Origin of the sequence: Microbacterium sp. AZCO, from assembly GCF_039614715.1 — a bacterium.
Lineage (GTDB): Bacteria > Actinomycetota > Actinomycetes > Actinomycetales > Microbacteriaceae > Microbacterium.
Map to the genome: position 1 here is coordinate 2,602,911 of NZ_CP154857.1, position 22,703 is coordinate 2,625,613.

The 22,703-nt window shown below is 70.1% G+C and carries 19 protein-coding genes; 11 read left to right on the forward strand and 8 right to left on the reverse strand.

All coding sequences use genetic code 11. From position 1 onward, the window contains the following. Nucleotides 1-55: 55 nt before the first annotated feature. Nucleotides 56-988 carry a TetR/AcrR family transcriptional regulator gene (locus AAIB33_RS12035; protein ID WP_345800193.1) on the reverse strand — a complete coding sequence of 311 codons (933 nt, stop codon included), beginning with the start codon at nt 986-988 and terminating at the stop codon, nt 56-58. An 82-nt stretch (nt 989-1,070) separates the two neighbouring features. On the opposite strand from AAIB33_RS12035, the gene AAIB33_RS12040 reads away from it, so the two are divergent. From AAIB33_RS12040 to AAIB33_RS12050, 3 genes are all read left to right on the forward strand, one after another. Then, complete coding sequence (locus tag AAIB33_RS12040; protein WP_345800194.1) at nt 1,071-1,961, forward strand: ATP-binding cassette domain-containing protein; 891 nt, start codon at nt 1,071-1,073, stop codon at nt 1,959-1,961. After that, on the forward strand, nt 1,958-2,758 hold the full coding sequence (locus AAIB33_RS12045; protein WP_345800195.1) for an ABC transporter permease: 801 nt from the start codon (nt 1,958-1,960) through the stop codon (nt 2,756-2,758). Before AAIB33_RS12040 ends, AAIB33_RS12045 begins: the two co-directional genes overlap by 4 nt. A gap of 74 nt (nt 2,759-2,832) precedes the next feature. Then, complete coding sequence (locus AAIB33_RS12050) at nt 2,833-3,489, forward strand: hypothetical protein (RefSeq protein ID WP_345800196.1); 657 nt, start codon at nt 2,833-2,835, stop codon at nt 3,487-3,489. A 21-nt stretch (nt 3,490-3,510) separates the two neighbouring features. Here AAIB33_RS12050 and AAIB33_RS12055 read toward each other — a convergent pair whose 3' ends face one another. Continuing rightward, nucleotides 3,511-3,930, reverse strand: coding sequence for a metalloregulator ArsR/SmtB family transcription factor (locus AAIB33_RS12055; protein WP_345800197.1), 420 nt, complete (start codon nt 3,928-3,930; stop codon nt 3,511-3,513). A gap of 70 nt (nt 3,931-4,000) precedes the next feature. Here AAIB33_RS12055 and AAIB33_RS12060 point away from each other — a divergent pair, with 70 nt between their 5' ends. Together AAIB33_RS12060 and AAIB33_RS12065 are read left to right on the forward strand one after the other, a co-directional pair. Beyond that, entirely contained in the window at nt 4,001-5,443 is a 1,443-nt protein-coding gene (locus AAIB33_RS12060; RefSeq protein ID WP_345800198.1) for a potassium transporter TrkG, read from the forward strand. 89 nt (nt 5,444-5,532) lie between these two features. After that, nucleotides 5,533-6,204, forward strand: coding sequence for a TrkA family potassium uptake protein (locus AAIB33_RS12065; RefSeq protein ID WP_345800199.1), 672 nt, complete (start codon nt 5,533-5,535; stop codon nt 6,202-6,204). A gap of 18 nt (nt 6,205-6,222) precedes the next feature. Here the strand turns inward: AAIB33_RS12065 and AAIB33_RS12070 are convergent, their stop codons facing one another. The 3 genes from AAIB33_RS12070 to proC all read right to left on the reverse strand — a co-directional run bounded on the left by AAIB33_RS12070 (nt 6,223) and on the right by proC (nt 9,179). Continuing rightward, the gene (locus AAIB33_RS12070) at nt 6,223-6,918 is read right to left on the reverse strand and encodes a TrkA family potassium uptake protein (protein WP_345800200.1); all 696 of its coding nucleotides are present in this window, start codon (nt 6,916-6,918) and stop codon (nt 6,223-6,225) included. Next, nucleotides 6,911-8,272: a potassium transporter TrkG gene (locus AAIB33_RS12075; protein WP_345800201.1), complete on the reverse strand. Its 1,362-nt coding sequence runs from the start codon at nt 8,270-8,272 to the stop codon at nt 6,911-6,913. The genes AAIB33_RS12070 and AAIB33_RS12075 overlap by 8 nt, the downstream gene beginning before the upstream one ends. 70 nt (nt 8,273-8,342) lie before the next feature. After that, nucleotides 8,343-9,179 (reverse strand): pyrroline-5-carboxylate reductase, encoded by an 837-nt coding sequence (proC, locus tag AAIB33_RS12080; protein ID WP_345800202.1) that lies wholly within the window; start codon nt 9,177-9,179, stop codon nt 8,343-8,345. Between the two features lie 86 nt (nt 9,180-9,265). Between proC and AAIB33_RS12085 the strand changes: the two genes are divergently transcribed. From AAIB33_RS12085 to AAIB33_RS12100, 4 genes are all read left to right on the forward strand, one after another. Further along, complete coding sequence (locus AAIB33_RS12085) at nt 9,266-9,697, forward strand: metalloregulator ArsR/SmtB family transcription factor (protein WP_345800203.1); 432 nt, start codon at nt 9,266-9,268, stop codon at nt 9,695-9,697. Further along, entirely contained in the window at nt 9,690-10,379 is a 690-nt protein-coding gene (locus AAIB33_RS12090) for a polyketide cyclase (RefSeq protein ID WP_345800204.1), read from the forward strand. The genes AAIB33_RS12085 and AAIB33_RS12090 overlap by 8 nt, the downstream gene beginning before the upstream one ends. A 114-nt stretch (nt 10,380-10,493) precedes the next feature. Beyond that, complete coding sequence (locus AAIB33_RS12095) at nt 10,494-11,606, forward strand: alpha/beta hydrolase (RefSeq protein WP_345800205.1); 1,113 nt, start codon at nt 10,494-10,496, stop codon at nt 11,604-11,606. Between the two features lie 61 nt (nt 11,607-11,667). Next, nucleotides 11,668-12,630: a cation diffusion facilitator family transporter gene (locus AAIB33_RS12100; protein WP_345800206.1), complete on the forward strand. Its 963-nt coding sequence runs from the start codon at nt 11,668-11,670 to the stop codon at nt 12,628-12,630. 30 nt (nt 12,631-12,660) lie between these two features. Here AAIB33_RS12100 and AAIB33_RS12105 read toward each other — a convergent pair whose 3' ends face one another. Next, nucleotides 12,661-15,222 (reverse strand): hypothetical protein, encoded by a 2,562-nt coding sequence (locus tag AAIB33_RS12105; RefSeq protein ID WP_345800207.1) that lies wholly within the window; start codon nt 15,220-15,222, stop codon nt 12,661-12,663. 152 nt (nt 15,223-15,374) lie between these two features. After that, nucleotides 15,375-15,806: a nucleoside deaminase gene (locus tag AAIB33_RS12110; protein ID WP_345803431.1), complete on the reverse strand. Its 432-nt coding sequence runs from the start codon at nt 15,804-15,806 to the stop codon at nt 15,375-15,377. 113 nt (nt 15,807-15,919) lie between these two features. On the opposite strand from AAIB33_RS12110, the gene upp reads away from it, so the two are divergent. Beyond that, on the forward strand, nt 15,920-16,552 hold the full coding sequence (gene upp / locus AAIB33_RS12115) for a uracil phosphoribosyltransferase (RefSeq protein WP_345800208.1): 633 nt from the start codon (nt 15,920-15,922) through the stop codon (nt 16,550-16,552). A gap of 269 nt (nt 16,553-16,821) precedes the next feature. Here upp and AAIB33_RS12120 read toward each other — a convergent pair whose 3' ends face one another. Continuing rightward, entirely contained in the window at nt 16,822-20,493 is a 3,672-nt protein-coding gene (locus AAIB33_RS12120; RefSeq protein ID WP_345800209.1) for a TM0106 family RecB-like putative nuclease, read from the reverse strand. Nucleotides 20,494-20,595: 102 nt separating this feature from the next. On the opposite strand from AAIB33_RS12120, the gene AAIB33_RS12125 reads away from it, so the two are divergent. Beyond that, nucleotides 20,596-22,671: an NAD(+) synthase gene (locus tag AAIB33_RS12125; RefSeq protein ID WP_345800210.1), complete on the forward strand. Its 2,076-nt coding sequence runs from the start codon at nt 20,596-20,598 to the stop codon at nt 22,669-22,671. The last annotated feature ends 32 nt before the right edge of the window (nt 22,672-22,703 follow it).

A 22,703-nucleotide genomic window follows, 5' to 3' on the forward strand; every position in this document is an offset into this window, starting at 1 on the left:
AACCGCGGCGCAACGCATGTAAACCGGTGTTGCTGATGTGGTTGCTGGGGCAGGATCACGAATCCGTGCGGGCACGTCGCAGACGTTCGGCCGCTTCGCGCGCCGCCTGCCGCTCGTGACGTCGCGCCTCCCGGAGGGCCCGCTCGGCGTCGCGAACCCCCCGCTGGGCCTCGCGGAACTTCTTGTCGGCGGCGAGCTCGGCGCCGGGGAGGGTGATCCACTCCGGCTGCGGCTCGTGCGGCGCACCCTGCGCGAGCGACGCGGTGTATGCCGCGACGCCGTCGAGGCTGCGTGCGACGGAGAAGGCGAACGGGTCGGTCTCGTCGAGAAAGACGCCCGCGTCGATCGCGGCGCGCAGGTGCGGGTAGGCATCCTGCGTCACGAGCTCCCGGTACAGCGCGTCCTCTCGCCCCACGATGTCGGCCATGCCTTCGCCCGTCGTGCGCTGCGTGCGGGCGAAGCCGGCCAGGACTCGCCCCGTCCAGTACGAGTGCCCCGTGATGAGAAGCACGACGGCGAGCCGCTCGTCATAGGAGAGGGGCGTGTCGGCGAGCGCACTCAGTCCCGTGTCCATCCACGCCGCGCTGTTGGGTGTCGTCGGCGAGCCGTTGATAGGCACGTCGAGCACCCATGGATGCCGGAGGTAGCCGTTGACCAGCTCGCGATACAGCCGCTCGAGCCGCTCGCGCCAGCCGTCCGGCTCGAGGATCGACGCGGGCGGGAGCCCCGTCGCCTCCTCCTGCATGAGCAGCACGAGATCCTCCTTCGCGCTGACGTAGCGATACAGCGACATCGGCGTGTACCCGAGCCGAGAGGCGACGGCGGACATCGATACGGCGGCCAGGCCCTCGGCATCCGCGATCTCCACCGCGGCCTCGACGATGCGCTCGACGCTCATCTCCCGCTTGGGACCGCGTTGCGGGTCCGCGGCGATGCCCCACGCGAGCGCGATGCCGCGCGGTAGGTCGAGTTCGCCCGGTTCGCTCATGCGGCAAGTCTAGGACTGTATATCCGATAAACAGTGTGTTACCGTCATAAACAGTTTCCGCCATACACAGAAAGGAAGACGAATGGATGCCGCCATCACCGTCCGCGGTCTGCACAAGGCCTTCGGGCGTCAATCGGTCCTCGCCGGGGTCGATCTCGACGTCGCCCGTGGCGAGATCTTCGCTCTGCTCGGACCCAACGGCGCGGGCAAGACCACGACGATCTCGATCCTCACGACGCTGCAGAGGCCGGATGCGGGCTCCGCCGTCGTGGCGGGATTCGATGTCGCCTCCCTCCCCGGCGAGGTGCAGCGCCGCATCGCGCTGACAGGTCAGTCGGCGGCCGTCGACGACGTCCTGACCGGCATCGAGAACCTCGTCATGCTGGGGCGCCTGTCGGGGCTCACCCCGCGCGCCGCGCGCGTGCGGGCGGGTGAGCTGCTCGACCGCTTCGAACTCGTGGACGCCGCGACCCGCCGCGTCCGCTCCTACTCGGGCGGCATGCGCCGGCGTCTCGACCTCGCGCTGAGCTTCGTCGTCGCGCCGGAGGTGCTCTTCCTCGACGAGCCCACGACCGGCCTCGACACCAAGAGTCGCCGAGAGCTGTGGGAGGTCATCCGCACGCTGGCCGACGCCGGCACCACCGTCTTCCTCACGACGCAGTACCTCGAGGAGGCCGACCACCTCGCCGACCGCGTCGCCGTGCTGAACGACGGCCGCATCGTGGCGAACGACACGCCCGCGGTGCTCAAGTCGCGTATCGGCGGCGACGTCGTGGAGCTGCGCGATCGGCACGACAGCCTTCTGCGCGAGGTGGCGACCGACGGGTCGGTGTCGGGTCTGCGACGCGCACTCGACGTGCTCGACGAGTCGGGCGCGGAGGGCGTCGTGACGCTGCGCCGCCCCAGCCTCGACGACGTCTTTCTGTCGCTCACATCCGGGGGCTCCGCCGAACTGGTCGAGGAGTCCGCATGACCGCGCTCGCCGCCCCGGCCCCGCTCGCCCGGCCCCGCATCGCAGGGCTCACGGCTGAGTCCGTCTTCGTCCGGCGGAGCCTCACGCACTCGCTGCGTGACGGGGAGTCGCTCTCCATGGCGATCATGCTCCCCGTCATGCTGATGCTGCTGTTCACCTGGGTGTTCGGCAATGCGATCGACCCGTCGGGCGGGTACGTCGACTACGTCGTGCCGGGGATCATCCTCCTGTGCGCCGGCTTCGGCGCAGCCTCGACGGCCGTCTACGTCGCACGCGACATGTCGACGGGCATCATCGACCGGTTCCGCACGATGCCCCTCCGCTCGAGTGCGGTGCTGACCGGCCACGTCGTCGCAAGCCTCGCCCGCAACCTCCTCGCGACCGCCGTCGTGATCGGCGTGGCACTCCTCGTGGGCTTCCGGCCCACAGCGGGCTTCTGGGGGTGGGCGGGGGCGATCGGCATGATCGCGCTCTACATCCTGACGATCACCTACCTGTTCGCGGCGATCGGGCTCGCGGCGGGCAGCCCCGAGGCGGCCAGTGGCTACGGCTTCATCATCCTGTTCGTGCCGTATCTGTCGAGCGCCTTCGTGCCCGTCGAGACGATGCCGGACTGGTTGCAGTGGATCGCCGAGAACCAGCCGGTCACGCCCATCATCGAGACGATCCGCGGCCTCCTCATGGGTACCCCCGTCGGCGACGAGGCGTGGTGGGCGCTCTTCTGGTGCCTGCTGATCCTCACGATCTCGTTCGTGTGGGGGGCATGGCTGTTCCGGCGCAAGGCCGGCCGGCGTTGAGCCGGCCGCAGATTCCCAGCTGATCCATAGCTGTCTCTGCGCCTCTGCAGGGGGCGGGCGGCTCCACTGTCAGCATGGACGACCAGACTCGTCAGCCGGCAGCGGAGCCGGCCGGCCCCCAGCATCCCCTCCCGTCCGATCCCGCGACGCACCCGACAGTGCCGTATCCGACCGGCGAGCAGAGCGGCGGCCCGTACGCGGGCGACTTCCACGCCACGGGCGCTCACCCGGCGGGGGCGTATCCGGCGGCCGCGTATCCGATCGGCGCCTACCCGGTCGGAGCCCCGCAGCCGGTCGCGTACCCCGGCGCCTACCCCTCCGCGGCTCCTCAGCCGGGCGGCTACCCGCCGGCCGGGTACGCGGCCGGCGGTTACGCGACTCCCGGCTATCCGGCGCCGCCCCCGGGCCCGGGCTACCCCGGCGCGGAGCCGCCGCCCGCCGGGCGCTCGCACGTGGGCGTCATCATCGGCTCGATCGTCGGCGGCCTGCTGCTGCTCGGACTCACCTTCGCGGGCGGCGCCGCCGTCGGATGGTGGTTCGGCGCGCACCACGCCGGATCATCGTTCGTCATGGTCGGCCCGGGCTCGCAGGACGGGCAGCTTCCGCCGGGCTGGCGGGACGGCGAGCGCGGCCAGGGGCAGCGCGGGCAGGGTCACGGCCACGGCCTCGGTCAAGGTCAGGGCCAGGACGACGGAGAAGACGACGGGGAGAGCCCCGCACCGACCCCGTAGAACCCGGAGCTCCTCGGCCGATCAGCGGCCGGGGAGCTTCTTGAAGGCACTCGCGACGGCATGTTTCGCGGATGCCGCGGCGCGGCCCACGACCTCGGCCGCGTGCGCCGCCGAATCCGGCAGGGCTGCCGCCGCTGCCGACGCGAGGAAGTCGTCCTCGACCTCGTCGTCCACCAGGAAGGGCACGAGCCAGTCGTCCACCTCGTCGAGCGGCGCGGGCGACAGGCTGTAGTAGCGGTGCTGCCCCTCTTCCCGCACCGATACGAGCGACGCCTCGCGCAGAACCTTGAGGTGCTTCGACACGGTGGGCTGGCTGACACCGAGCTCGTGGACGATGTGCGACACGCTCGTGCCGGTCTGTCCGTCTGCCGACCGGGCCAGCAGAAGCTGCAGGATCTCGCGCCGTGTGCCGTCTGCGATCACGTCGAAGATGTCCGCCATGTCGACAGACTAGCCGCGCGCCCGGCGAAGTACTATGACTGGGGTTTCCGCGAGCGAAGGGTGGCGAACCATGGCGGCGGATCCCGTCAGCCCGTTCTCCAAGTTCGGGACCCGGCGCTTCTTCGAGCGCCTCTGGGACGACCTGCGCGGGCTCACGACCTCCTCTCCCGCGCGGTTCGCCGTGCTCGTCTTCGCCGCGCTCGTCCTGGTGTTCACGGCGCTGCTGTCGCTTCCCGCGGCGAGCGCGTCCGGCGAGCGCACGCCCCTCGCGGACGCGCTCTTCACGGCCGTGTCGACGATCTGCGTCACGGGCCTCTCGACCGTCGACATGGGCACCTACTGGTCGCCCTTCGGCCAGGTCATCATCTTCATCGGCGTCAACGTCGGCGCCCTGGGCGTGCTGACGCTCGCCTCGATCCTCGGCCTGATCATCTCGAAGCGTCTCGGCCTGCGCGCCAAGCTCATCGCCGCGGGCGACACCAACCCGATGCGCGCGCACGGCGGACCCGTGAACGAGGGGCAGACGGTGCGTCTCGGCGAGGTCGGTCTGCTGCTGCGGACCGTCGCGCTCTCGACCCTCATCATCGAGGCCGGGCTCGCCATCCTGATGTACCCGTCGATCCTGCTGGCCGGCGTCGACCCCCTCGTCGCCCTATGGGAGGCGCCGTACTACGCGGCGATGTCTTTCACGAACACGGGCTTCACCCCCAACGCCGGCGGACTCGAGCCCTTCGCGACGGACTACTTCTTCCTCACCGTCATGATGACGGGCGTGTTCCTGGGCTCGATCGGCTTCCCCGTGATCCTCGCCCTCTGGCGCACCCAGTGGCACATCCGCCGCTGGTCGCTGCACGTGAAGCTGACGCTCATCACGACGGTGCTCCTGTTCTTCGTCGGAGCGGCGGCGTTCCTCGCCCTCGAGTACGACAACCCCAAGACGTTCGGCAGCCTCGGCGCCTGGGACACCGTCTTCCAGTCGTTCTTCCTCTCGGCCATGACCCGCTCGGGCGGCTTCTCGGTCATCAACGTCGGCGACCTGAACGGCTCGTCGCTCGTCGTCGGCTCGATGCTCATGTTCGTCGGCGGCGGCTCGGCCTCGACGGCCGGCGGCATCAAGGTCACGACGCTCGCCGTCCTCGCGCTGGCGGTGTGGTCGGAGGCGAAGGGCCGCCAGTCGGTGCAGGCCTTCGGGCGCCGCATCCCGAGTGATGTCCAGCGCGTGGCGCTGTCGGTCGTCGCGTGGGGCGCGACCATCGTCGCCCTGTCCACCATCGTCATCACGCACCTCACGAGGGCGCACGTCGAGGACGTGCTCTTCGACGTCATCTCGGGCTTCGCGACGGTCGGCCTCTCGACCGGGCTGACGGCATCCCTCCCCGACCCCGCCATCTACGTGATGGCGCTGACGATGTTCATGGGGCGCGTTGGTACAGTGACTCTGGCCGCGGCCGTGGCCGCGACATCACGTTCGCAGCTGTACTCGCTGCCTGTGGAAAGGCCGATCGTTGGGTAGAACCCATCACCCCACGTCGGTCCTGGCCGCGGCCGTGGCCGCGACATCACGTTCGCAGCTGTACTCGCTGCCGGTGGAAAGGCCGATCGTTGGTTGAGCAGATCCGCGGCGACGCACCCGTCCTCGTCATCGGCCTGGGCCGCTTCGGCGCTGCGTGCGCCGGCGAGCTCGACCGCCTCGACCGCGACGTGCTCGCGATCGACGAGAACCTCGAGCTCGTGCAGAAGTGGTCGGAGCGCGTGACGCACGCCGTGCAGGCCGACGCGAAGAACATCGACGCGCTCAAGCAGATCGGGGCGCAGGACTTCCAGGTCGCCGTGGTCGCGGTCGGTTCGTCGATCGAGGCGTCCGTGCTCATCACGGCCAACCTCGTCGATCTCAAGGTGCCGCAGATCTGGGCGAAGGCCGTCTCGCAGTCGCACGGGAAGATCCTCGCCCGCGTGGGCGCGAACCACGTCATCTACCCCGAGCGCGAAGCGGGCGAGCGCGTCGCGCACCTGGTGAGCGGACGGATGCTCGACTTCATCCGCTTCGACGACGACTTCGTGCTGGCCAAGATGTACCCGCCGAAGTTCATCCGCGGCGTCGGACTGAACGAGTCCGGCGTGCGGTCGAAGTACAACGTGACGGTCGTCGGCGTGAAGAGCCCCGGCAAGGCCTTCCGCTATGCGGAGGCCACGACGGTCGTGACGAACCACGACCTCATCATCGTGTCCGGCACGAACACCGACATCGAGCGCTTCGCGTCGCTCGACCGCTGACCCGCCGATCCCGGGTCGTCACCGCAGCTGCGCGAAGGCCTCCACGCGTGGCGTAGTGCCCACGATGATGACGGTGTCGCCCTCCGACAGCACGGTCTGGTTGTCGGCGTTCTGCCACGTCCCGGGCACCGGGCGGAAGGCGGTCACGGTGATCCCGTACTGCTGGCGGATCGTCGTCTCACCGAGCGGAACCCCCTGGATGCTGGCCGGCGCCACGATCTTCGCAAGGGAGTATCCCGGCTCGATCTCCAGGTAGTCCATCGCCGCGCCGCGGACGAGATGCGCGACGCGCCTGCCCATGTCCTCCTCCGGATTGACGATGTGGTGCACGCCGAGCTGCTGAAGGATCAGCCCGTGGCGCTCGCTCACCGCCTTGGCCCAGATCACCGGGATCTTCATCCCGAGCAGGATCGAGCAGGTGAGGATGGATGCCTGGACGTCGTCGCCGATGGCGACGACGACGCGGTCGAACTCGTCGACCGCGAGCTGTCTCAGTGCCTCCTCTTTCGACGAGTCCGCCCGCACCGCCTGGGTGAGGCGCCCGTTGTGGGCCTGCACCAGCTCGTCGTCCGTGTCGATGCCGAGCACCTCCGTGCCCGCGTCCATGAGCTCGAGGGCGAGGGCGCTTCCGAAGCGCCCGAGCCCGATGACGGCGACCGAGTCCGCCTCGGCGATACGGCGGGAGGTGTCGCCGAAAAGAGCGAATCTAGCCAATGGCGGGCCTTTCCTTGGGGTACTCGTACAGGATGGGGCGGTCTCGCAGCGCGAAGGCCGAGCCGATGGTGAGGGGCCCGATGCGGCCGACGAACATCAGCACGACGAGGATCAGCTCGGCGGCGGGAGGCAGGCCATACGTGATCCCCGTCGTGAGTCCGACCGTGCCGAACGCCGAGACCGCCTCGAAGAGCACGCGGTCGAATCGGTAGCCGGTCAGAAGCATGAGCGCGATGACCGCGCCCATGACCACCGCGATCGAGAGCAGGACGACGGCGATGGCCTGGCGATGCACGGCGCGAGACAGACGCTTTCCGAAGATGTGCACGGATGCCTCGCCACGCAGTTCCGTGAGCAGGATGAAGAACAGCACCGAGAAGGTCGTCACCTTGATGCCGCCCGCCGTGCCGGCCGGGCCGCCGCCGATGAACATGAGAACGTCCATGCCGACCCATGTCTCGTCGTGGAGCCGGCCGATGTCGACCGAGTTGAAGCCCGCGGTTCGGGTCTGCACCGACTGGAAGAAGCCGATCAGGATGCGTGCCGCGGGATCGTAGGCGCCGAGCGTCCGCGGGTTGGACCACTCCAGCGCGGTGATGTACGCGGTGCCCACCACCAGCAGGACGATGGACGCCGACAGCACGAGCCGCGTGTTCATCGTCCAGCGGAGCGGATGGGAGAACTCCCTCCGCAGCTGCATGAGGACGGGGAAGCCGAGTCCGCCGAGGATGATCGCGGCGCAGATCGGGAGGCAGATGAACGGGTCGGCGGCGAAGCCGATGAGATTGTCGCTGAATAGGGCGAACCCCGCGTTGTTGAACGACGAGACGGAGTGGAACAGCCCCAGCCACGCCGCCTGGCCGACCCCGTACCCGTAGCCCCACAGGAACCGGGTGAACAGCAGAGCGAACGTGATCGCCTCGATGATGAGGGAGCCGAGGACGATGTTGCGGATGAGGCCGCGGAAGTCATCGAGCCCGAGGGCGTTCGCTTCGGCGGCGGCCGTGAGCCTGCCCGCGACGCTCATCTTGCGTGCGAGCACGAGCCCGATCGCGCCCGCCGAGATCATGATGCCGAGACCGCCGATCTGGATCAGCAGCATGATGACGATCTGGCCGAACAGCGACCAGTGCGTCGCCGTGTCGACCACGGTGAGCCCCGTGACGCACACGGCAGAGGTCGCGGTGAACAGCGCGTTCACGAAGTCGGTGACCTCGCCCGATCGAGCGGAGACGGGCAGCATCAGCAGCCCCGTGCCGACCACGACGGCAGCGCCGAACCCCGTCACGACGCTGCGCGCGGGCCGCGTCCGCCGGGTGCGTGCGCGAGCGGGCGCCGGGGATTGTCGACCCATGCTCGGACTCTACTGTCCTCTCCGCGCAGGCCTGGCCTTCGACCCCTCGACAGGCTCGGGGGCCGAGCGCCTACGCTCCCGCGGCGAGCTCCCGGGCGCGCGCGAGCGCGGCATCCGTCGCCTCGGCGAAGAGGCCCGCGAGGTTCCCTCCTTTGAGCACGGCGATCGCGCGCTCGGTCGTGCCCTTGGGGCTCGTGACGCGTCGGCGCAGCTCGGCGGGATCTTCGCCGGATGCCTCGAGCAGCGCGGCGGCGCCGATGAAGGTCTGCTCGGTCATGAGCCGGGCCTGCTCCTCGCTGAAGCCCTTTCCGATCGCGGCCTCGGTGAGCTCCTCGATCAGCAGGTAGACGTAGGCGGGCCCCGAGCCGGAGATCGTGGAGAGTGCGTCGATCCTGTCCTCGGGAACCTCGACGACCGTCCCGACGGTCTCGAAGAGGCGTCGCACCACGGCGACGTCGTCAGGTGTCGCCGCCGAGCCGGCGGCGAGCCCCGTCACAGCGCGTCCGACGAGAGCGGGCGTGTTGGGCATCGACCGCAGCACGGGGATGCCGTCCCCGAGGATCCCCTCGTACGTCGCGATGGTGACCCCGGCGGCGAGGCTCACCACGATCGTCCCGGGACGCAGTCGCGGCGCGATCTCACGAAGCAGGTCGGGCACCATGGCCGGCTTGACGCCGACGAGCACGATGTCGGCGGCTGCGGCGGCATCCCCGTTCCCCTCCGGCTGCTGCTCGAGAGAGACCGAGGTCACGCCCGGGATCTCGGCGAGCTCGGCGGCTTTGGCCGCGGTGCGGTTGGTGGCGGTGATGCCTCCGGCCGCGAGGCCCGAGCCGGCGAGTCCGTGGAGGATGGCGCCTCCCATCGAACCGGCGCCGAGGATCGCAACAGGGGGAAGGGAGTCGGACATGAGGGTCATCCTATGAGCACGAGATGGCCGGAATGGGGACGGTTTGCGTCTTTACTTATATAAGTGCGGATGCAATCATTGGACACATGCACGCGCTCGACATCCTCGGCGATCCCGTCCGGCGACGGATCGTCGAGCTGCTCGCCGACGGCGAGCGCAGCGCGGGAGCGATCGGCGAGGTCGTGCAGCGTGAGTTCGGCATCTCGCAGCCGGCTGTCTCGCAGCACCTGCGAGTCCTTCGCGATGCCGGCTTCGCCACCGTGCGGGCCGACGGCACGCGTCGCCTGTATGCCGTCGATCCGGCGCCGCTGCAGGCGGCCGATGCCTGGTTCGATCCCTTCCGCCGGTTCTGGCAGCCCGCGCTCGACGCGCTCGGCACGGAGCTCGCGCGCGGCCGGCGCGAGCGACGGCTGCGAGACGAACAGCCCGCACGCGGGAAGCCCCGACGAGACGACGAGAAGGATGCCGCGGCATCCCCCGACCTGGATGGAACGACCGAGGAGAACTCACATGGTTGACGTGAACGCACAGATCGAGGCCGTCGATCGCGGCGTCGAGACGACGGAGCGCGACGGCGAGGCCGTGCGCGTGCAGCGGCTCGCACAGGAGTACCCGAGCGATCTCGCGGACGTGTGGGACGCCGTGACGACCGATCGCATCGCGCGGTGGTTCCTCCCGATCAGCGGCGACCTGCACCTCGGCGGCCGGTATCAGCTGGAGGGCAACGCCGGCGGCGAGGTGCTCGCGTGCGACCCGCCGTCCGGCGGCGAGGCGTCGTACCGCGCGACCTGGGAGTTCGGCGGCGGAGTCACCTGGATCACGGTTCGACTCACGGCGCTCTCCGCCGAGCGCACGCGACTCGAACTCGAGCACGTGGCGGCGGTCTCGGACGTCCCCGACGGCATGTGGGACCAGTTCGGTCCGTCCGCCACGGGGATCGGCTGGGACTCCGGACTGCTCGGCCTCGCGCTCCACCTCGGATCGGCGGCCGACGGTCCGACGCCCGAAGAGGGCCAGGCGTGGATGCTGTCCGAGGAGGGCCGCCTCTTCACGCGGCGCGCCGCGGAGGGGTGGACGAAGGCCCACATCGCCGATGGCGCGGACCCCGCGACGGCGGAGCGAGCCGCTTCCGCCACCGTGGCCGCATATCTCGGCGACGCACCCCACGCGATGCCCGCAGAGCGCGCCCCGGAGGCCTGAGACGCGGGCGGCCGCCGCCGACCTGAAAGGTCGTTCAGCGACATCCGCTCGGGGGCTATAGTCGAGGTGGCGAGGGGCGCCGGAGCCCGTCGCGGCGAACCCGAAGGACGCTCCATGACACTGTTCGACGGCATCACTGCCCGACTCATCGACACCCCGCGACTGAGCGTGAACATCCTCGAGCGCGCGGGAGACGATCCCCAGACACCGCCCGACCGCACCGTCGTGTTCATCCACGGCAACGGGTCGTCGTCGCTGTTCTGGCAGGAGATCATGCAGGATCTCCCCCACGATCTGCGCGCCATCGCGATCGACCTCCGCGGGTACGGCGGCACCGAGCACGCCCCCATCGATGCGACGCGCGGGGTGCGGGACTTCAGCGACGACGTGTACGAGACTCTCCAGGCACTCGGCATCCCGAGCGCTCATCTCGTGGGCTGGTCGATGGGCGGCGGCGTCGTCATGCAGTACGCGCTCGACCACCCGGCACTGAGCCTCACACTCCAGTCTCCGGTCTCGCCGTACGGCTTCGGCGGCACGCGCCGCGACGGCAGCCGCCTCACCGACGACGATGCGGGCGCGGGCGGCGGAGCCGCGAATCCGGACTTCGTGCAGCGCCTCATCGACCACGACACGAGCGACGAGGCGCCGACCTCGCCGCGCAACGTCTTCCGCTCCGGATATGTCGCGCCCGGGTACACGACCGAGCACGAGGACGTCTGGGTCGAGTCGATCCTCTCGACGTCGACAGCGACGGGAAACTACCCCGGAGATTCGGTCGACAGCGAGAACTGGCCGGGCTTCGGCGCCGGCACCGTGGGCGTGCTCAACACGATGGCGCCCAAGCACTTCAACGTCTCGGGCATCGTCGACCTCGACCCGAAGCCGCCGATCCTCTGGATCCACGGCGTCGCGGATGCGATCGTCTCGGATGCGTCGTTCTACGACTACAACCACCTCGGCGCACTCGGGATCGTTCCCGACTGGCCCGGGGAGGAGGTCGCACCCGCTCAGCAGATGGTGTCGCAGACGCGCGATGTGCTCGAGGAGTACGCGGCGCGCGGCGGGGAGTACCGAGAGATCGCGCTCGACGACGTGGGCCACTCCGCACACCTCGAGCGTCCGGCGGAGTTCCGTCACGCGCTGCTCCAGGTGATCGGCTACGTCGGACACCCGAGCGAGCCGTCGCCCCCGACCGAGGCGATAATCCTCCGCTCCGCCGACTGAGCTCAGGCCGCGACGTCAACCCCGTGAAGGCGGGGTGCGCGGCATCAATAGACTCGTCGCCATGAGTGCATCCGGCGGCGGCAGAGCCATCATCGCGGCGTTCCTGGCGAACATGGGCATCGCCCTGGCGAAGTTCGTCGCGTGGTTCGTCTCGGGCTCGGCGTCGATGCTCGCCGAGGCCATCCACTCCGTCGCCGACTCGTGCAACCAGCTGCTGCTGCTGTTCGGCGGCCGGCAGTCGCGTCGCAAGGCCGACGCGGAGCATCCCTTCGGCTACGGACGCGAGCGGTACGTGTACGCCTTCGTCGTCTCCATCATCCTGTTCTCGGTCGGCGGGCTGTTCTCGATCTACGAGGGCGTCGAGAAACTCACCCACCCGCACGAGCTCGAGAACATCTGGGTGCCGATCTCCGTGCTTGTCATCTCGATCGCACTGGAATCCTTCTCGCTGCGCACCGCGATCAAGGAGAGCAATCACGTCCGAGGCAGCGGCCAGTCGTGGGTGTCGTTCGTGCGGCACGCGAAGGCGCCTGAGCTGCCGGTCGTGCTCCTCGAAGACGTCGCCGCTCTCACGGGCCTGACCTTCGCGCTTCTCGGCGTCGGCCTCACGGCGATCACGGGCAACTCCGTCTTCGACGCCATCGGCACGATCATGATCGGCACGCTCCTCGTGCTCGTCGCGATCGTGCTCGGCATCGAGACGAAGAGCCTCCTCGTCGGCGAGGGCGCGACGCGCGCAGACCAGGACCGCATCGTCGCCGCGATCGAGGGCGGCCGCGAGATCGAGAAGATCATCCACATCCGCACGCTCTACCTCGGTCCCGATGAGCTGCTCGTCGCAGCGAAGCTCGGGTTCGCCTCGAACCTCTCACTCGGCGAGGTCGCGGCCGACATCGACCGGATCGAATCCCGCGTGCGCGAGGCCGTGCCGATCGCCCGCGTGATCTACTTCGAGCCCGACATCATCAAGCCCACCGCGGCCGCGCCGCCGACGGAGCAGATCGTCCTCAGATCCGAGGACTGATCGCGCCGTCGGTCGCCGCGGCCAGGGGCGTCAGCTTCCCGGCGCCCGGGTCGTCCAGATCCCGCGACCGTGCGTCGCGGCCACGAGCTCGCCGTTGGGGTCGACGAGGATCTGGCTGACCACGACGTTCGGCAGGTTCGTGCCGAGCCTGCTCCACGTGCCGCCGTTGTCGGCCGAGGTGTAGACGCCGATGTCGGAGGCCGCGATCAGCGCGTGACCGTTCAGGACGATGTCGTTGGCCGGGATGTCGGGCAGGTTCCCCGAGATGTCGGTCCAGGAGGAGCCGCCCGTCGTCGTCTGGTACACGTGACCGACGCCGGGATCATCGGGACCGATGATCCAGTGCCGCGAGTAGCCGGACAGTGACAGGTAGGCGTGCGTCGGGTCGGCCGGGTCGATCTTGATGCCGGTGATATAGCGGTTGGGCAGGCCCGCGTTCGGGCAGGCCGCGCTTCCCGTGCACTCCTGCGCGGTCGCATGCCAGCTGCCGCCGCTGTTGTTCAGCATCACGACGCCGGCCGCGAATCCCGTGCCGCTCGGGAAGCTCGGGTTGCAGGCCCCGCACCACGCGGCGGCGATGTACTGCGTGCCGCCGACCGTGACCCCGTCGAGCGCCGTCACCTGGGAGAGCGGGTTTCCGCCCAGGGCCGTGCGGACGTCGAAGACGTTCTTCCAATCCGTCGACGCGCCGGTGTTCGCGGTGGTGCCGGCGACGCCCGCGTCGGAGTTCCACACGAACGCGCCGCCCGCCACGAGATGCCGGGAGTCCGTCCGGTCCATGACGATGGGAGCGATGAAGCGGGCACCGGGATCGGCAGGCGCGATGTCCTGCCAGTTGGCCCCGCCGTCGGTCGACTTCAGTGCCGTGAGCTCGGTGTACTCCGTGATCACGTTCTGAGAGTTGCCCGGGTCGACGAGGGTGTACCCGCCGTCGCCGCCGAACACCTGGACCGAGCTGACGCTGATGGGCCGGCCGAGGTCGTCGAGCACCGTGCCGGTGGTCGGGAAGACCTTGTTGCTGCCGTTGTCCTGCAGGCCGCCGTAGATCGTCGAGTCGGCGCTGCCCTGCGCACCGTAGTACTGCAGTGCGTTCAGGTGCGCGTTGAGGTTGGCCCAGTCGCCGACATTGTGATCCGTCAGCGAACGGGCATACACCCCACCGTCGTTGCCGACATAGAGCTTTCCGCCCGCGATGACCGCAGCATGCTGGTCGGAGTGCGTCTGGTCGTGGTTGCAGGTGCCTTCGAAGGGCACGTAGGCGAAGCACTTGAAGCCGAAGTTCCAATACGGGCCGACGGTGTTCCACCCCGCGCCGCCGTTCTGGGTCTCGTAGACCTCCTCGAGGCCGGCGTAGACGTGGTCCTTGTTCGCCGGGTCGACCACGAGGAACTGGTTGTACCAGGCCTGGACGCCCGGCCCGTAGCCCTTCCCGATCCTCGAGATGGTCTGCGCCGAGCCGCTCGAAGCCAGCTTGCTGGACGTGGCGACCTTGGTCCACGGACCGGTCGGGTCGCCGTTCTTCGACTGGTAGATGCCCTGCAGGAGCGTCTTGGCGTTGGTGCCGACGTTGAGCAGATACGGGCTCTGCACGATGGCGTAGAGGCGATCTCCGGCTGCCGAGTACGCGAGCGTCGTGCGCCCCTCGGCCTTGGGCGGCACCCATCCCTGCGGGTTGGCGAGGTAGGTGAAGTGCGCCCCGGCGTCGTTCGACAGGTACAGGCCGTTGGTGGGCCAGCCGCCGCGCCAGCCGGCGACCGCCACCACCTGACGGCCGTCGGTGCCCGGGCGCACGGCGACGTCGCTGATCATGTTCCCGACGACGAGGTTGAAGTTCTTCCCATCGCTCGGGGGGCCGGCCGGCTGCAGCACGGCGGTCCAGGTCGACGCGGCCGCCGCCGTGTCGAAGGTGTACAGGCCGTGCGAGGTGGCTGCGAACAGCGTGCTGCCGTCCTGTGCCAGCCGGAAGATCAGCGCGCCGTTCAGCTCCGATCCGCCGACCTGCTGCCACGTCGCACCGCCGTCGTGCGAGGCGAGCACACCGATGCCGGCGTAGCTGTCCTGGCTCGTGTTGGCCTCACCGGTGCCCGCGTAGATCGTGTAGCCGCTGGCGGAGCCGGTCGCGAGCAGCGCTCCGATGGAGCGCGTCTTCTGCTGATCGGTCGTCGGAGTCCAGTGCTGGCCGCCGTCGCTCGACTTCCACACCCCGCCGTCAGCGGCGCCGGCGAACAGCGTCCCGTCCGGTGCGGCGGCCATCGCGGTCATGCGACCCGACACCCACCGGCTGCCGGCTCCGGAGTTGCTGAAGCCGCTCGTCGGGTCGATGTACTGGGGCGAGTCCGTGAAGTCGTTCCCGTCGGTGCCGGGTCGCGCGGTGCGCTCGGTCCACGTGCCGGCCACCTGCGGCAGAGCAAGTGCTTGCGACGCGCCCGCCGCGTACGCCGCGGGGTCGACCGCGCCGTTCGGCGCGAGCCGCTGCGACATGAACCAGTCGGCCGCGTCAGCGACCTCCTGACTCTCCTCCCCCGCGTCCTTCTCCGAAGGCGATCCGCCTCCGGCCGCCAGCACCGGCGAAGCCGGGAACAGCATCAGCATCAGCACAGCAGAAAGAACTGCGACCCCTCGCCGCATATGACTCATCTCCCCAAGTCACGCGCTCAGCGCGTCCGGATCCTGCGGCCCCCGGCTGCATTGTTCGCCGCCGGATGACCGCCGTCAAGACTCGTCGGTGCGACAGCGCGGGCTGCTCAGCGCAGCGGGTCGAAGAAGGACGTCAGGAGAAGGGATGCCTCGTCCGCGCGGACGCCGGCGACCACTTCGGCGCGGTACGGCAGCCGGCGGTCGCGGACGACGTCGTACATCGAGCCGACGGCGCCGGCCTTGTCGTCCCAGGCGCCGAAGACTACCCGCGACACGCGCGACTGCAGCGCCGCCCCCGCGCACATGAGGCACGGCTCGAGGGTCACCACGAGCGTGCACCCCTCGAGATTCCACGAGCCGAGGGATGCCGCGGCCGCCCGCAGCGCGACGACCTCGGCGTGCGCCGTGGGGTCGCCCGTGGCCTCGCGGAGGTTGCGCCCCTCGCCCAGGATGGCGCCGGCGGCATCCAGGACTACAGCGCCGACAGGCACGTCGCCTGCCCGGCCCGCTTCGGCCGCGAGCGCGAGCGCGCGATCCATCGCGGCGAGGTCGGCGGGGCCTGGGAGCACATGTGAACACTACGCGGAGGACCGGCCGGCGGCGCGGTGAGGTCGCCTCTGGCGGCGCGGGGCGGACGCACTAGCCTGATCGTATGCGCCTGCACGTTGCCGACCACCCGCTCATCACGCACAAGCTCACGGTGCTGCGCGACGCGCGCACGACCTCGCCGGTGTTCCGCCAGCTGACAGAGGAGCTCGTCACGCTGCTCGCGTACGAGGCGACGCGCAACGTGAGCGTCTCGCCGATCGAGATCGAGACGCCCGTCACGCGTACGACGGGCGTCAAGATCAGCGAGCCGCGACCCATCGTCGTCCCCATCCTGCGTGCCGGGCTCGGGATGCTGGAGGGCATGGTCAAGCTCCTCCCCACGGCCGAGGTCGGCTTCCTCGGGATGGTGCGCAACGAGGAGACGCTCGAGCCGTCGACCTACGCCGAGCGGCTCCCCGTGGACCTCAGCGACCGGCAGTGCTTCGTGCTCGATCCGATGCTCGCGACGGGTGGCTCGCTCGGTGCGGCGATCGAGTTCCTCTTCCGGCGCGGGGCCCAGGACGTGACGGCGATCTGCCTGCTCGGAGCACCCGAGGGTGTCGCGGCGATCGAGCGCCAGGTCGACGGACGCGAGGTGACCCTCGTGCTCGGCGCGCTCGACGAGCGGCTCAACGACAAGGGATACATCGTTCCCGGTCTCGGCGACGCGGGCGACCGCCTGTACGGCACGGTCTGACTCCGCGGGGTTCGTGGTCCGGGCGACACGCCGCCCGGATCGAGGCCGGTCTCGTGGCGCCGCGGCTCGGCGCGCCTGCGATCATGCGGAGCAGGCACGGCCTCCCGTGTCAACACCCTGAACAGGCGGTCGCAGAGGCCTGAGAATGAAAGTGGTGCGGCACCCGCCCCTCGCCGAACGGGTACCGCACCTGCGTCGTGATGACGCTCTGCAAGGCTAACCGGACAAGAAAAATAGCCGTACGGGGTTGACATCTGAGAGCCGCCCCGTTAAGTCGTCGACGCTCCGACCAGACGTGCGAAGCCGCTCAGCCGGGCCACTCCTTCGGGGGTGCGCGGAAGGTCGTCGAGCAGTCCGGGAGCGTAGGCGAGGTAGGCGGTATGCATGGCCCGGGAGATGGCAACGTTGAGCCGATTGCGCAGCAGCAGGAACTCCAGACCGCGCGGGGCATCGCGTCCTGACGACGCCGCGAGCGAGACGATCGCCACGACCGCCTCCTTGCCCTGGAACCGGTCGACCGTCCCGACGGGCACGTCGGTGAATCCCTCTGCCGCGAGCGCGCGCTCGACCTCGACCTGCTGCGCGTTGTAGGGCGTGACGACGATGATGTCGCGCTGCTCGAGCGGCCGCGTCTCGAGGAGGCTGACCGTTCCCTCATCGTCGGTCTCGGTGCCGGTCCACGGTGTGCCGACGAGCGAGCGCACGAGGCCGACCACCACCTCGGCCTCCTCGGCGGAGCACGTCGCGTTGCCGTGATGCGCGACGGGGATCGGATGCAGTCCCGGAGCGACGCCGTGGAGCACGCGCAGGCCCGCGGACGCGTGCGACGCGAGCTCACCGCGATACGACAGTGTCGAGACCGGCGCCGCGATGGCGGGGTGCATGCGCCAGGTCGTACCGAGGAAGTAGCCGTACTCGGGCGGGATGACATCGGCGCCGTCGATGACCCAGCCGAGCGCGGACGTGTCGACAGGCTCGGGGTGGGTGCCCTGGCTCACCTGCGGCAGCTGCTGCGGATCGCCCAGGAGCAGAAGACGGGGCGCGGCGAGCGACACGGCGATCGTCGAGGCCAGCGAGAACTGGCCTGCCTCGTCGATCACGAGGAGGTCGAGGCTCCCGCGCGGGACGCGGCCCTCGTGGCTGAAGTCCCAGGCGGTGCCGCCCAGGACGAACCCGCCGGGCTGCTCGGCGACGAAGCCCGCGACACCGTTCTTGGCGATCGGGGTGAACGACACCTCGGCCGCGGCATCCTTCGGCGCCTTCGCGACCTGCTCCCGCGGGACACCGGCCGCGACGACCCGGTCGAGCATGTTCTCGATCACGTTGTGCGACTGCGCGACGACGCCGACCTTGAAGCCGTGGTCGCGCACGAGACGGGCGATGACGTGCGATCCGACGTATGTCTTGCCGGTTCCGGGCGGGCCCTGCACGGCGAGGTAGCTGTGGTCGAGGTCGAGGAGCGACGCGGTGATCGCTGCGACGTCGTCTCCCCGGGACGCAGCGAGCTCCCCCGACCGCGTCCGCGGCGGACGGCGGCGCAGGATGTCCGTCGCGGCGTCCTCAGGCAGACCCGGTGAGGCCGCGATCACCGTGTCGGCCCACGCGTCGATCGCATTCTGCTGATTGCCCGCAGCGGGCGGCGCCGCGGGAGTCAGGGCGATCGGGAACTCCGACCAGGTCACACCGTCGACAGCCGTCTCCTGCACGATCGCGCCGTCGTCGAGCACTTCCACCACCGAGACGGAGCGGTAGGAGTGGATCCACCGCGGCGTCGCCGGGAAGGGGTACGGCGCGGGCAGCTCGTAGAGAGCGAACGGGTTCACCCCCTCGCTGAGCCGAGTGCCGGGAGCGAGCTCGCCGCGCAGCTCGATGAGCCGGCGCTCGCCTCCGCGGCCGCCTTCGGCGAAGTGCCAGTCCTCCAGCACCCGGCAGCGCTCGTGGTCGAGCACGACGACGTCGCGCGCGTCCTCCCACACCGAGACGGGCTCGCGGATGCGCAGGAAATGCGTGGCCCAGAACGTCTTCGACTCGCGCGGGTAGTAGTCGATGGCCGCGGAGCCGAGACGCAGGGCCATGCCGTCGGCGTCGTCCTCCGACAGGTCACGGGCGAGCCCGGCGAGAGCGAGCGCGCGGGGCGACGGCTCGTACGCGGCCTCGGCGGGCTCGGGATTGGGCGAGGGGACCAGCTCCGCCTCGCGCGCGCGGTCGACCAGCCAGTCGCGCAGCCGCCTCGTCGAGACGCAGTCGTAGCGGTTGTAGTCGGCGAGGTCGTCGAGGATGAGACGGGCCTCGTCGCGGGCGCCGTCCTCCTCGAGGGCGCGCGCCTGCACGTACTTGACGATCGAGTCGTCGCCCTTCTGCACATCGCTCGTGCGCACCTCGGCGCCCATGTAGAGGGGCTCGAGCTTCTTTATCGAGTACGAGCGCGATCCGACGCGGAGCGCGCGCCGCACGATCGGATACAGGTCGACGAAGACGCCGTCGCGCAGCAGCCGGTCGACGTCGGACTCGCGCGTGCCGTGGCGGGCGGCCATCGACAGCAGGTGCGTCGGCTCGTACGGCGCGTAGTGATAGATGTGCATGCCGGGATGCTGGGCACGGCGGAGAGTGACGAGGTCGATGAACCTCTCGAGAGCCTCGCGCTCCTCGGCGAACGAGTGCGCCCACAGCGCGGAGTACTGCTCGTCGAGATCGGTGAATCCGAACAGGTAGTCGATGCCCCACTGCGCCGGCGTGCCGGGCGGCGGAGTCTCGGTGTACAGCGGGTCGCCCTCGAAGTCGAAGAAGAGGTCGCCGAGATCGGGACGCGGAAGCGCCGCCAGCGCCTTCGGGTGGACGACTTCGTACGTCGGCACGGGCACGGGCGGCACGGTCAGCGTCGCGAGGGCGGTCAGAGTGGACCCCTCGACACGCTCGGGAGCCGTGGCGGCGGCCGGCGGCTCGGCGAGCTCGGCGACCGCCTGCAGACCCGGGATCGGGTCGATGACCGGGACAGGCTGCATATCGACGGCGGGCGCCACGAGCGGAGGGATGCCGACCCCGGCGGGGCTGGCGAGCTGCAGGCGCGCCTGCGTCCGCAGCATCGCGAACGCATCGGGATTCATGTGCGGCGGCGCGGTGGGGGCGACGGCGAGATCGTCGATCGACGCGATGCCCGCTGCGCGCAGGCGGTCGCGCTGCACGGGACGCATGCCCGCCACAAGTAGGAGGTCGCGGTGGGCGATCACTTCGGCGTCGCACGTCGCGCAGCGTCCGCATGCGACGACCGCGAGCTCGCCGCGGTCATCGCCCCAGGCGATGGGTGCGCCGGCGGCGCCGAGGTCGAGCCGACGGTCGGCGACGAGGGCGCGGAGCCGCTCCCGGCGGAGCTCGAAGACGGGCAGCAGGTCGTCCACCTCGTGGACCGAGACCGATCCGTCGCCCAGCAGCAGCTCGACGGTGCCGGCACGCGGCACGCCGAGACGGTCGAGCTGGACGACGTAGGCCGCGAGCTGCATGAGCGCCGTGACGCGCGCGCGGCGCGCGAGCTTCGTGTCCTGCACGATCCAGTGGTCATCGGGGCCGCGCACGAGGAAGTCGGCGAATCCGACGAACTCGTGCGTGGAGAACGCGGCCTGGTAGACGACGCGGGCCTCGGAGGCCAGCGCCGCATTCGTCATCGCCACGGCGTCGGCGAGGGCCGCGGCATCCCCCGATCTGGTCTCGGGGATCTCGACCACGGCGTCGCCGTACCGCGCGCGATACTCGCCGAGCACGCGGCGTTCGTGCTCGCCGCCGAGGAGACCGGCGCGGACGAGGGTCGCGTCCTCGGGCTCGACCACCGCTGCGATACGCCCGAGGCGCGCGTCGATGCCCCGCAGCCAGGCGAACTCGCACTCGGCGGCCGCCTTGAGGTCGCTCGCGCTCCAGACGATCCGGCCTTCGTCCTCGATGTAACGCATGGTCCCCTTTCCTCGCCCCTTGACCCTAGCCGCGCCCTCCGACACCGTTTCCCGCCGCGCTGCAGGATCTCCGGTGCCGGGCGGTCCTGCCAGACTGGGGACATGAGCCTCCCGTTCGAGAGCGCGTACCGACACGGCTTCGCGCGGGTCGCCGCGTGCACGATCCCCCTCACGCTTGCGGATCCCGTCGCGAACGCCGAGGCGGTGCTCGCCACCGCCCGCGAGTGCGACGCCGACGGCACGGCCGTCGCGGTCTTCCCCGAGTTGTGCCTGACCGGCTATTCGATCGACGACCTCTTCATGCAGGACGCCGTGCTGGATGCCGTCGTCGCGGCGGTCGCGCGGCTGGTCGAGGCATCCGAAGACCTCCTTCCCGTGCTCGTCGTCGGGGCCCCGCTCCGCCATCGCAACCGCCTCTACAACTGCGCGCTCGTGATCCATCGCGGCGAGCTGCTCGGCGTCGTGCCCAAGTCGTACCTGCCCACCTACCGCGAGTTCTACGAGCGCCGGTGGTACGCCCCCGGCGACGACCAGGCCGGGCAGGACATCCGCGTCGGCGAGTACGAGGCGCCGTTCGGCCCCGATCTGCTGTTCGAGGCGCTCGACGTCGAGGGGCTCGTCGTGCACGTCGAAGTGTGCGAGGACGTGTGGGTGCCGATCCCGCCGTCGTCGTCGGCCGCCCTCGCCGGGGCGACCGTGCTGCTCAACCTGTCGGGCAGCCCCATCACGATCGCGCGCGCGGAGGACCGCAAGAACCTCTGCCAGTCGCAGTCCCTGCGCTGCCTCGCGGCGTACGCGTACGCGGCCGCGGGCATGGGCGAGTCGACCAACGACGTCTCGTGGGACGGTCAGACGATGATCTACGAGGGCGGCCTGCTGCTCGCCGAGACCGAGAGGTTCCCCGACGGTCCGCGGCGGAGCGTCGCCGACGTCGACCTCGACCGCCTGCGACAGGACCGCCTGCGCCAGGGCACGTTCGACGACAACCGCCGCACGAGCGACCCGCACTTCCGCACCGTGCACTTCGAGCTCGATCCGCCCGCGACCGACATCGGCCTGCGGCGGCCGCTCGACCGCTTCCCCTTCGTGCCCGACGACCCCGCCCGGCTCGCGCTCGACTGCTACGAGGCCTTCAACATCCAGGTCTCGGGGCTCATCCAGCGCATGCGCGCGATCGGCGACCCCAAACCGGTCATCGGAGTGAGCGGGGGCCTCGACTCGACGCACGCGCTCCTCGTGGTCGCGCGGGCGATGGACCGCATGGAGCGTCCGCGCAGCGACATCCTCGCGTACACGATGCCGGGGTTCGCGACGAGCGAGCACACCAAGTCCAATGCGATCGCCCTGGCCGAGACGATCGGCGCCACGATCGAGACGATCGACATCCGCCCCGCCGCGAGCGAGATGCTCGAGCGGATCGGGCATCCCTTTGCCGACGGCGAACCCGTCCACGACATAACGTTCGAGAACGTGCAGGCCGGCCTGCGCACCGACTATCTCTTCCGCCTGGCGAACCAGAACGGCGGCATGGTGATCGGCACGTCCGACCTGTCTGAGCTCGCGCTCGGCTGGGCGACGTACGGCGTGGGCGACCAGATGAGCCACTACGCGGTCAACGCGGGCGTGCCCAAGACCCTCATCCAGCACGTCATCCGCTGGGTCATCGCGCAGGAGGGTCACGACGGCGGCTCGACCGACCTCACCGAGCGCGCCCGCGATGTGCTGCAGTCGGTGCTCGACACGGAGATCAGCCCCGAGCTCGTGCCGGCCGGGCAAGACGGCAGGATGCAGTCGACGGAGGACCGCATCGGCCCGTACGCGCTGCACGACTTCGCGCTGTACTGGATCCTGCGCTTCGGCATGCGCCCCTCCAAGATCGCGTTCGTCGCGGAGCAGTCGTGGCGGGATCAGGATGCGGGAGCCTGGCCTCCCGGCTTCCCCGACGAGGACCGCTACGCGTACGACCTCCCGACGATCGTGAAGTGGCTGCGGGTGTTCCTCAAGCGCTACTTCGCCTTCGCCCAGTTCAAGCGCTCGGCGATCCCGAACGGGCCGAAGGTGTCGCCCGCCGGCTCGCTGTCGCCGCGCGGCGACTGGCGCGCCCCGTCGGACGGCAACGCGAACGTCTGGCTCGCGGAGCTCGACGCGGCGCTGCCGGAGTACGCGCCGGAGGCGTGATCTCGGGGCCGGTCGCCTCAGCGCCGGTCGCC

Coding starts and splice junctions, on each gene's coding strand:
- AAIB33_RS12085 (WP_345800203.1), top strand. CDS start 9,266: ATGCACGCGCTCGACATCCTCGGCGATCCCGTCCGGCGACGGATCGTC.
- AAIB33_RS12110 (WP_345803431.1), bottom strand. CDS start 15,806: ATGGATCGCGCGCTCGCGCTCGCGGCCGAAGCGGGCCGGGCAGGCGAC.
- AAIB33_RS12105 (WP_345800207.1), bottom strand. CDS start 15,222: ATGCTGATGCTGTTCCCGGCTTCGCCGGTGCTGGCGGCCGGAGGCGGA.
- AAIB33_RS12035 (WP_345800193.1), bottom strand. CDS start 988: ATGAGCGAACCGGGCGAACTCGACCTACCGCGCGGCATCGCGCTCGCG.
- AAIB33_RS12090 (WP_345800204.1), top strand. CDS start 9,690: ATGGTTGACGTGAACGCACAGATCGAGGCCGTCGATCGCGGCGTCGAG.
- AAIB33_RS12095 (WP_345800205.1), top strand. CDS start 10,494: ATGACACTGTTCGACGGCATCACTGCCCGACTCATCGACACCCCGCGA.
- AAIB33_RS12075 (WP_345800201.1), bottom strand. CDS start 8,272: ATGGGTCGACAATCCCCGGCGCCCGCTCGCGCACGCACCCGGCGGACG.
- AAIB33_RS12040 (WP_345800194.1), top strand. CDS start 1,071: ATGGATGCCGCCATCACCGTCCGCGGTCTGCACAAGGCCTTCGGGCGT.
- AAIB33_RS12055 (WP_345800197.1), bottom strand. CDS start 3,930: ATGGCGGACATCTTCGACGTGATCGCAGACGGCACACGGCGCGAGATC.
- AAIB33_RS12060 (WP_345800198.1), top strand. CDS start 4,001: ATGGCGGCGGATCCCGTCAGCCCGTTCTCCAAGTTCGGGACCCGGCGC.
- AAIB33_RS12125 (WP_345800210.1), top strand. CDS start 20,596: ATGAGCCTCCCGTTCGAGAGCGCGTACCGACACGGCTTCGCGCGGGTC.
- upp (WP_345800208.1), top strand. CDS start 15,920: ATGCGCCTGCACGTTGCCGACCACCCGCTCATCACGCACAAGCTCACG.
- AAIB33_RS12045 (WP_345800195.1), top strand. CDS start 1,958: ATGACCGCGCTCGCCGCCCCGGCCCCGCTCGCCCGGCCCCGCATCGCA.
- AAIB33_RS12120 (WP_345800209.1), bottom strand. CDS start 20,493: ATGCGTTACATCGAGGACGAAGGCCGGATCGTCTGGAGCGCGAGCGAC.
- AAIB33_RS12100 (WP_345800206.1), top strand. CDS start 11,668: ATGAGTGCATCCGGCGGCGGCAGAGCCATCATCGCGGCGTTCCTGGCG.
- AAIB33_RS12050 (WP_345800196.1), top strand. CDS start 2,833: ATGGACGACCAGACTCGTCAGCCGGCAGCGGAGCCGGCCGGCCCCCAG.
- proC (WP_345800202.1), bottom strand. CDS start 9,179: ATGTCCGACTCCCTTCCCCCTGTTGCGATCCTCGGCGCCGGTTCGATG.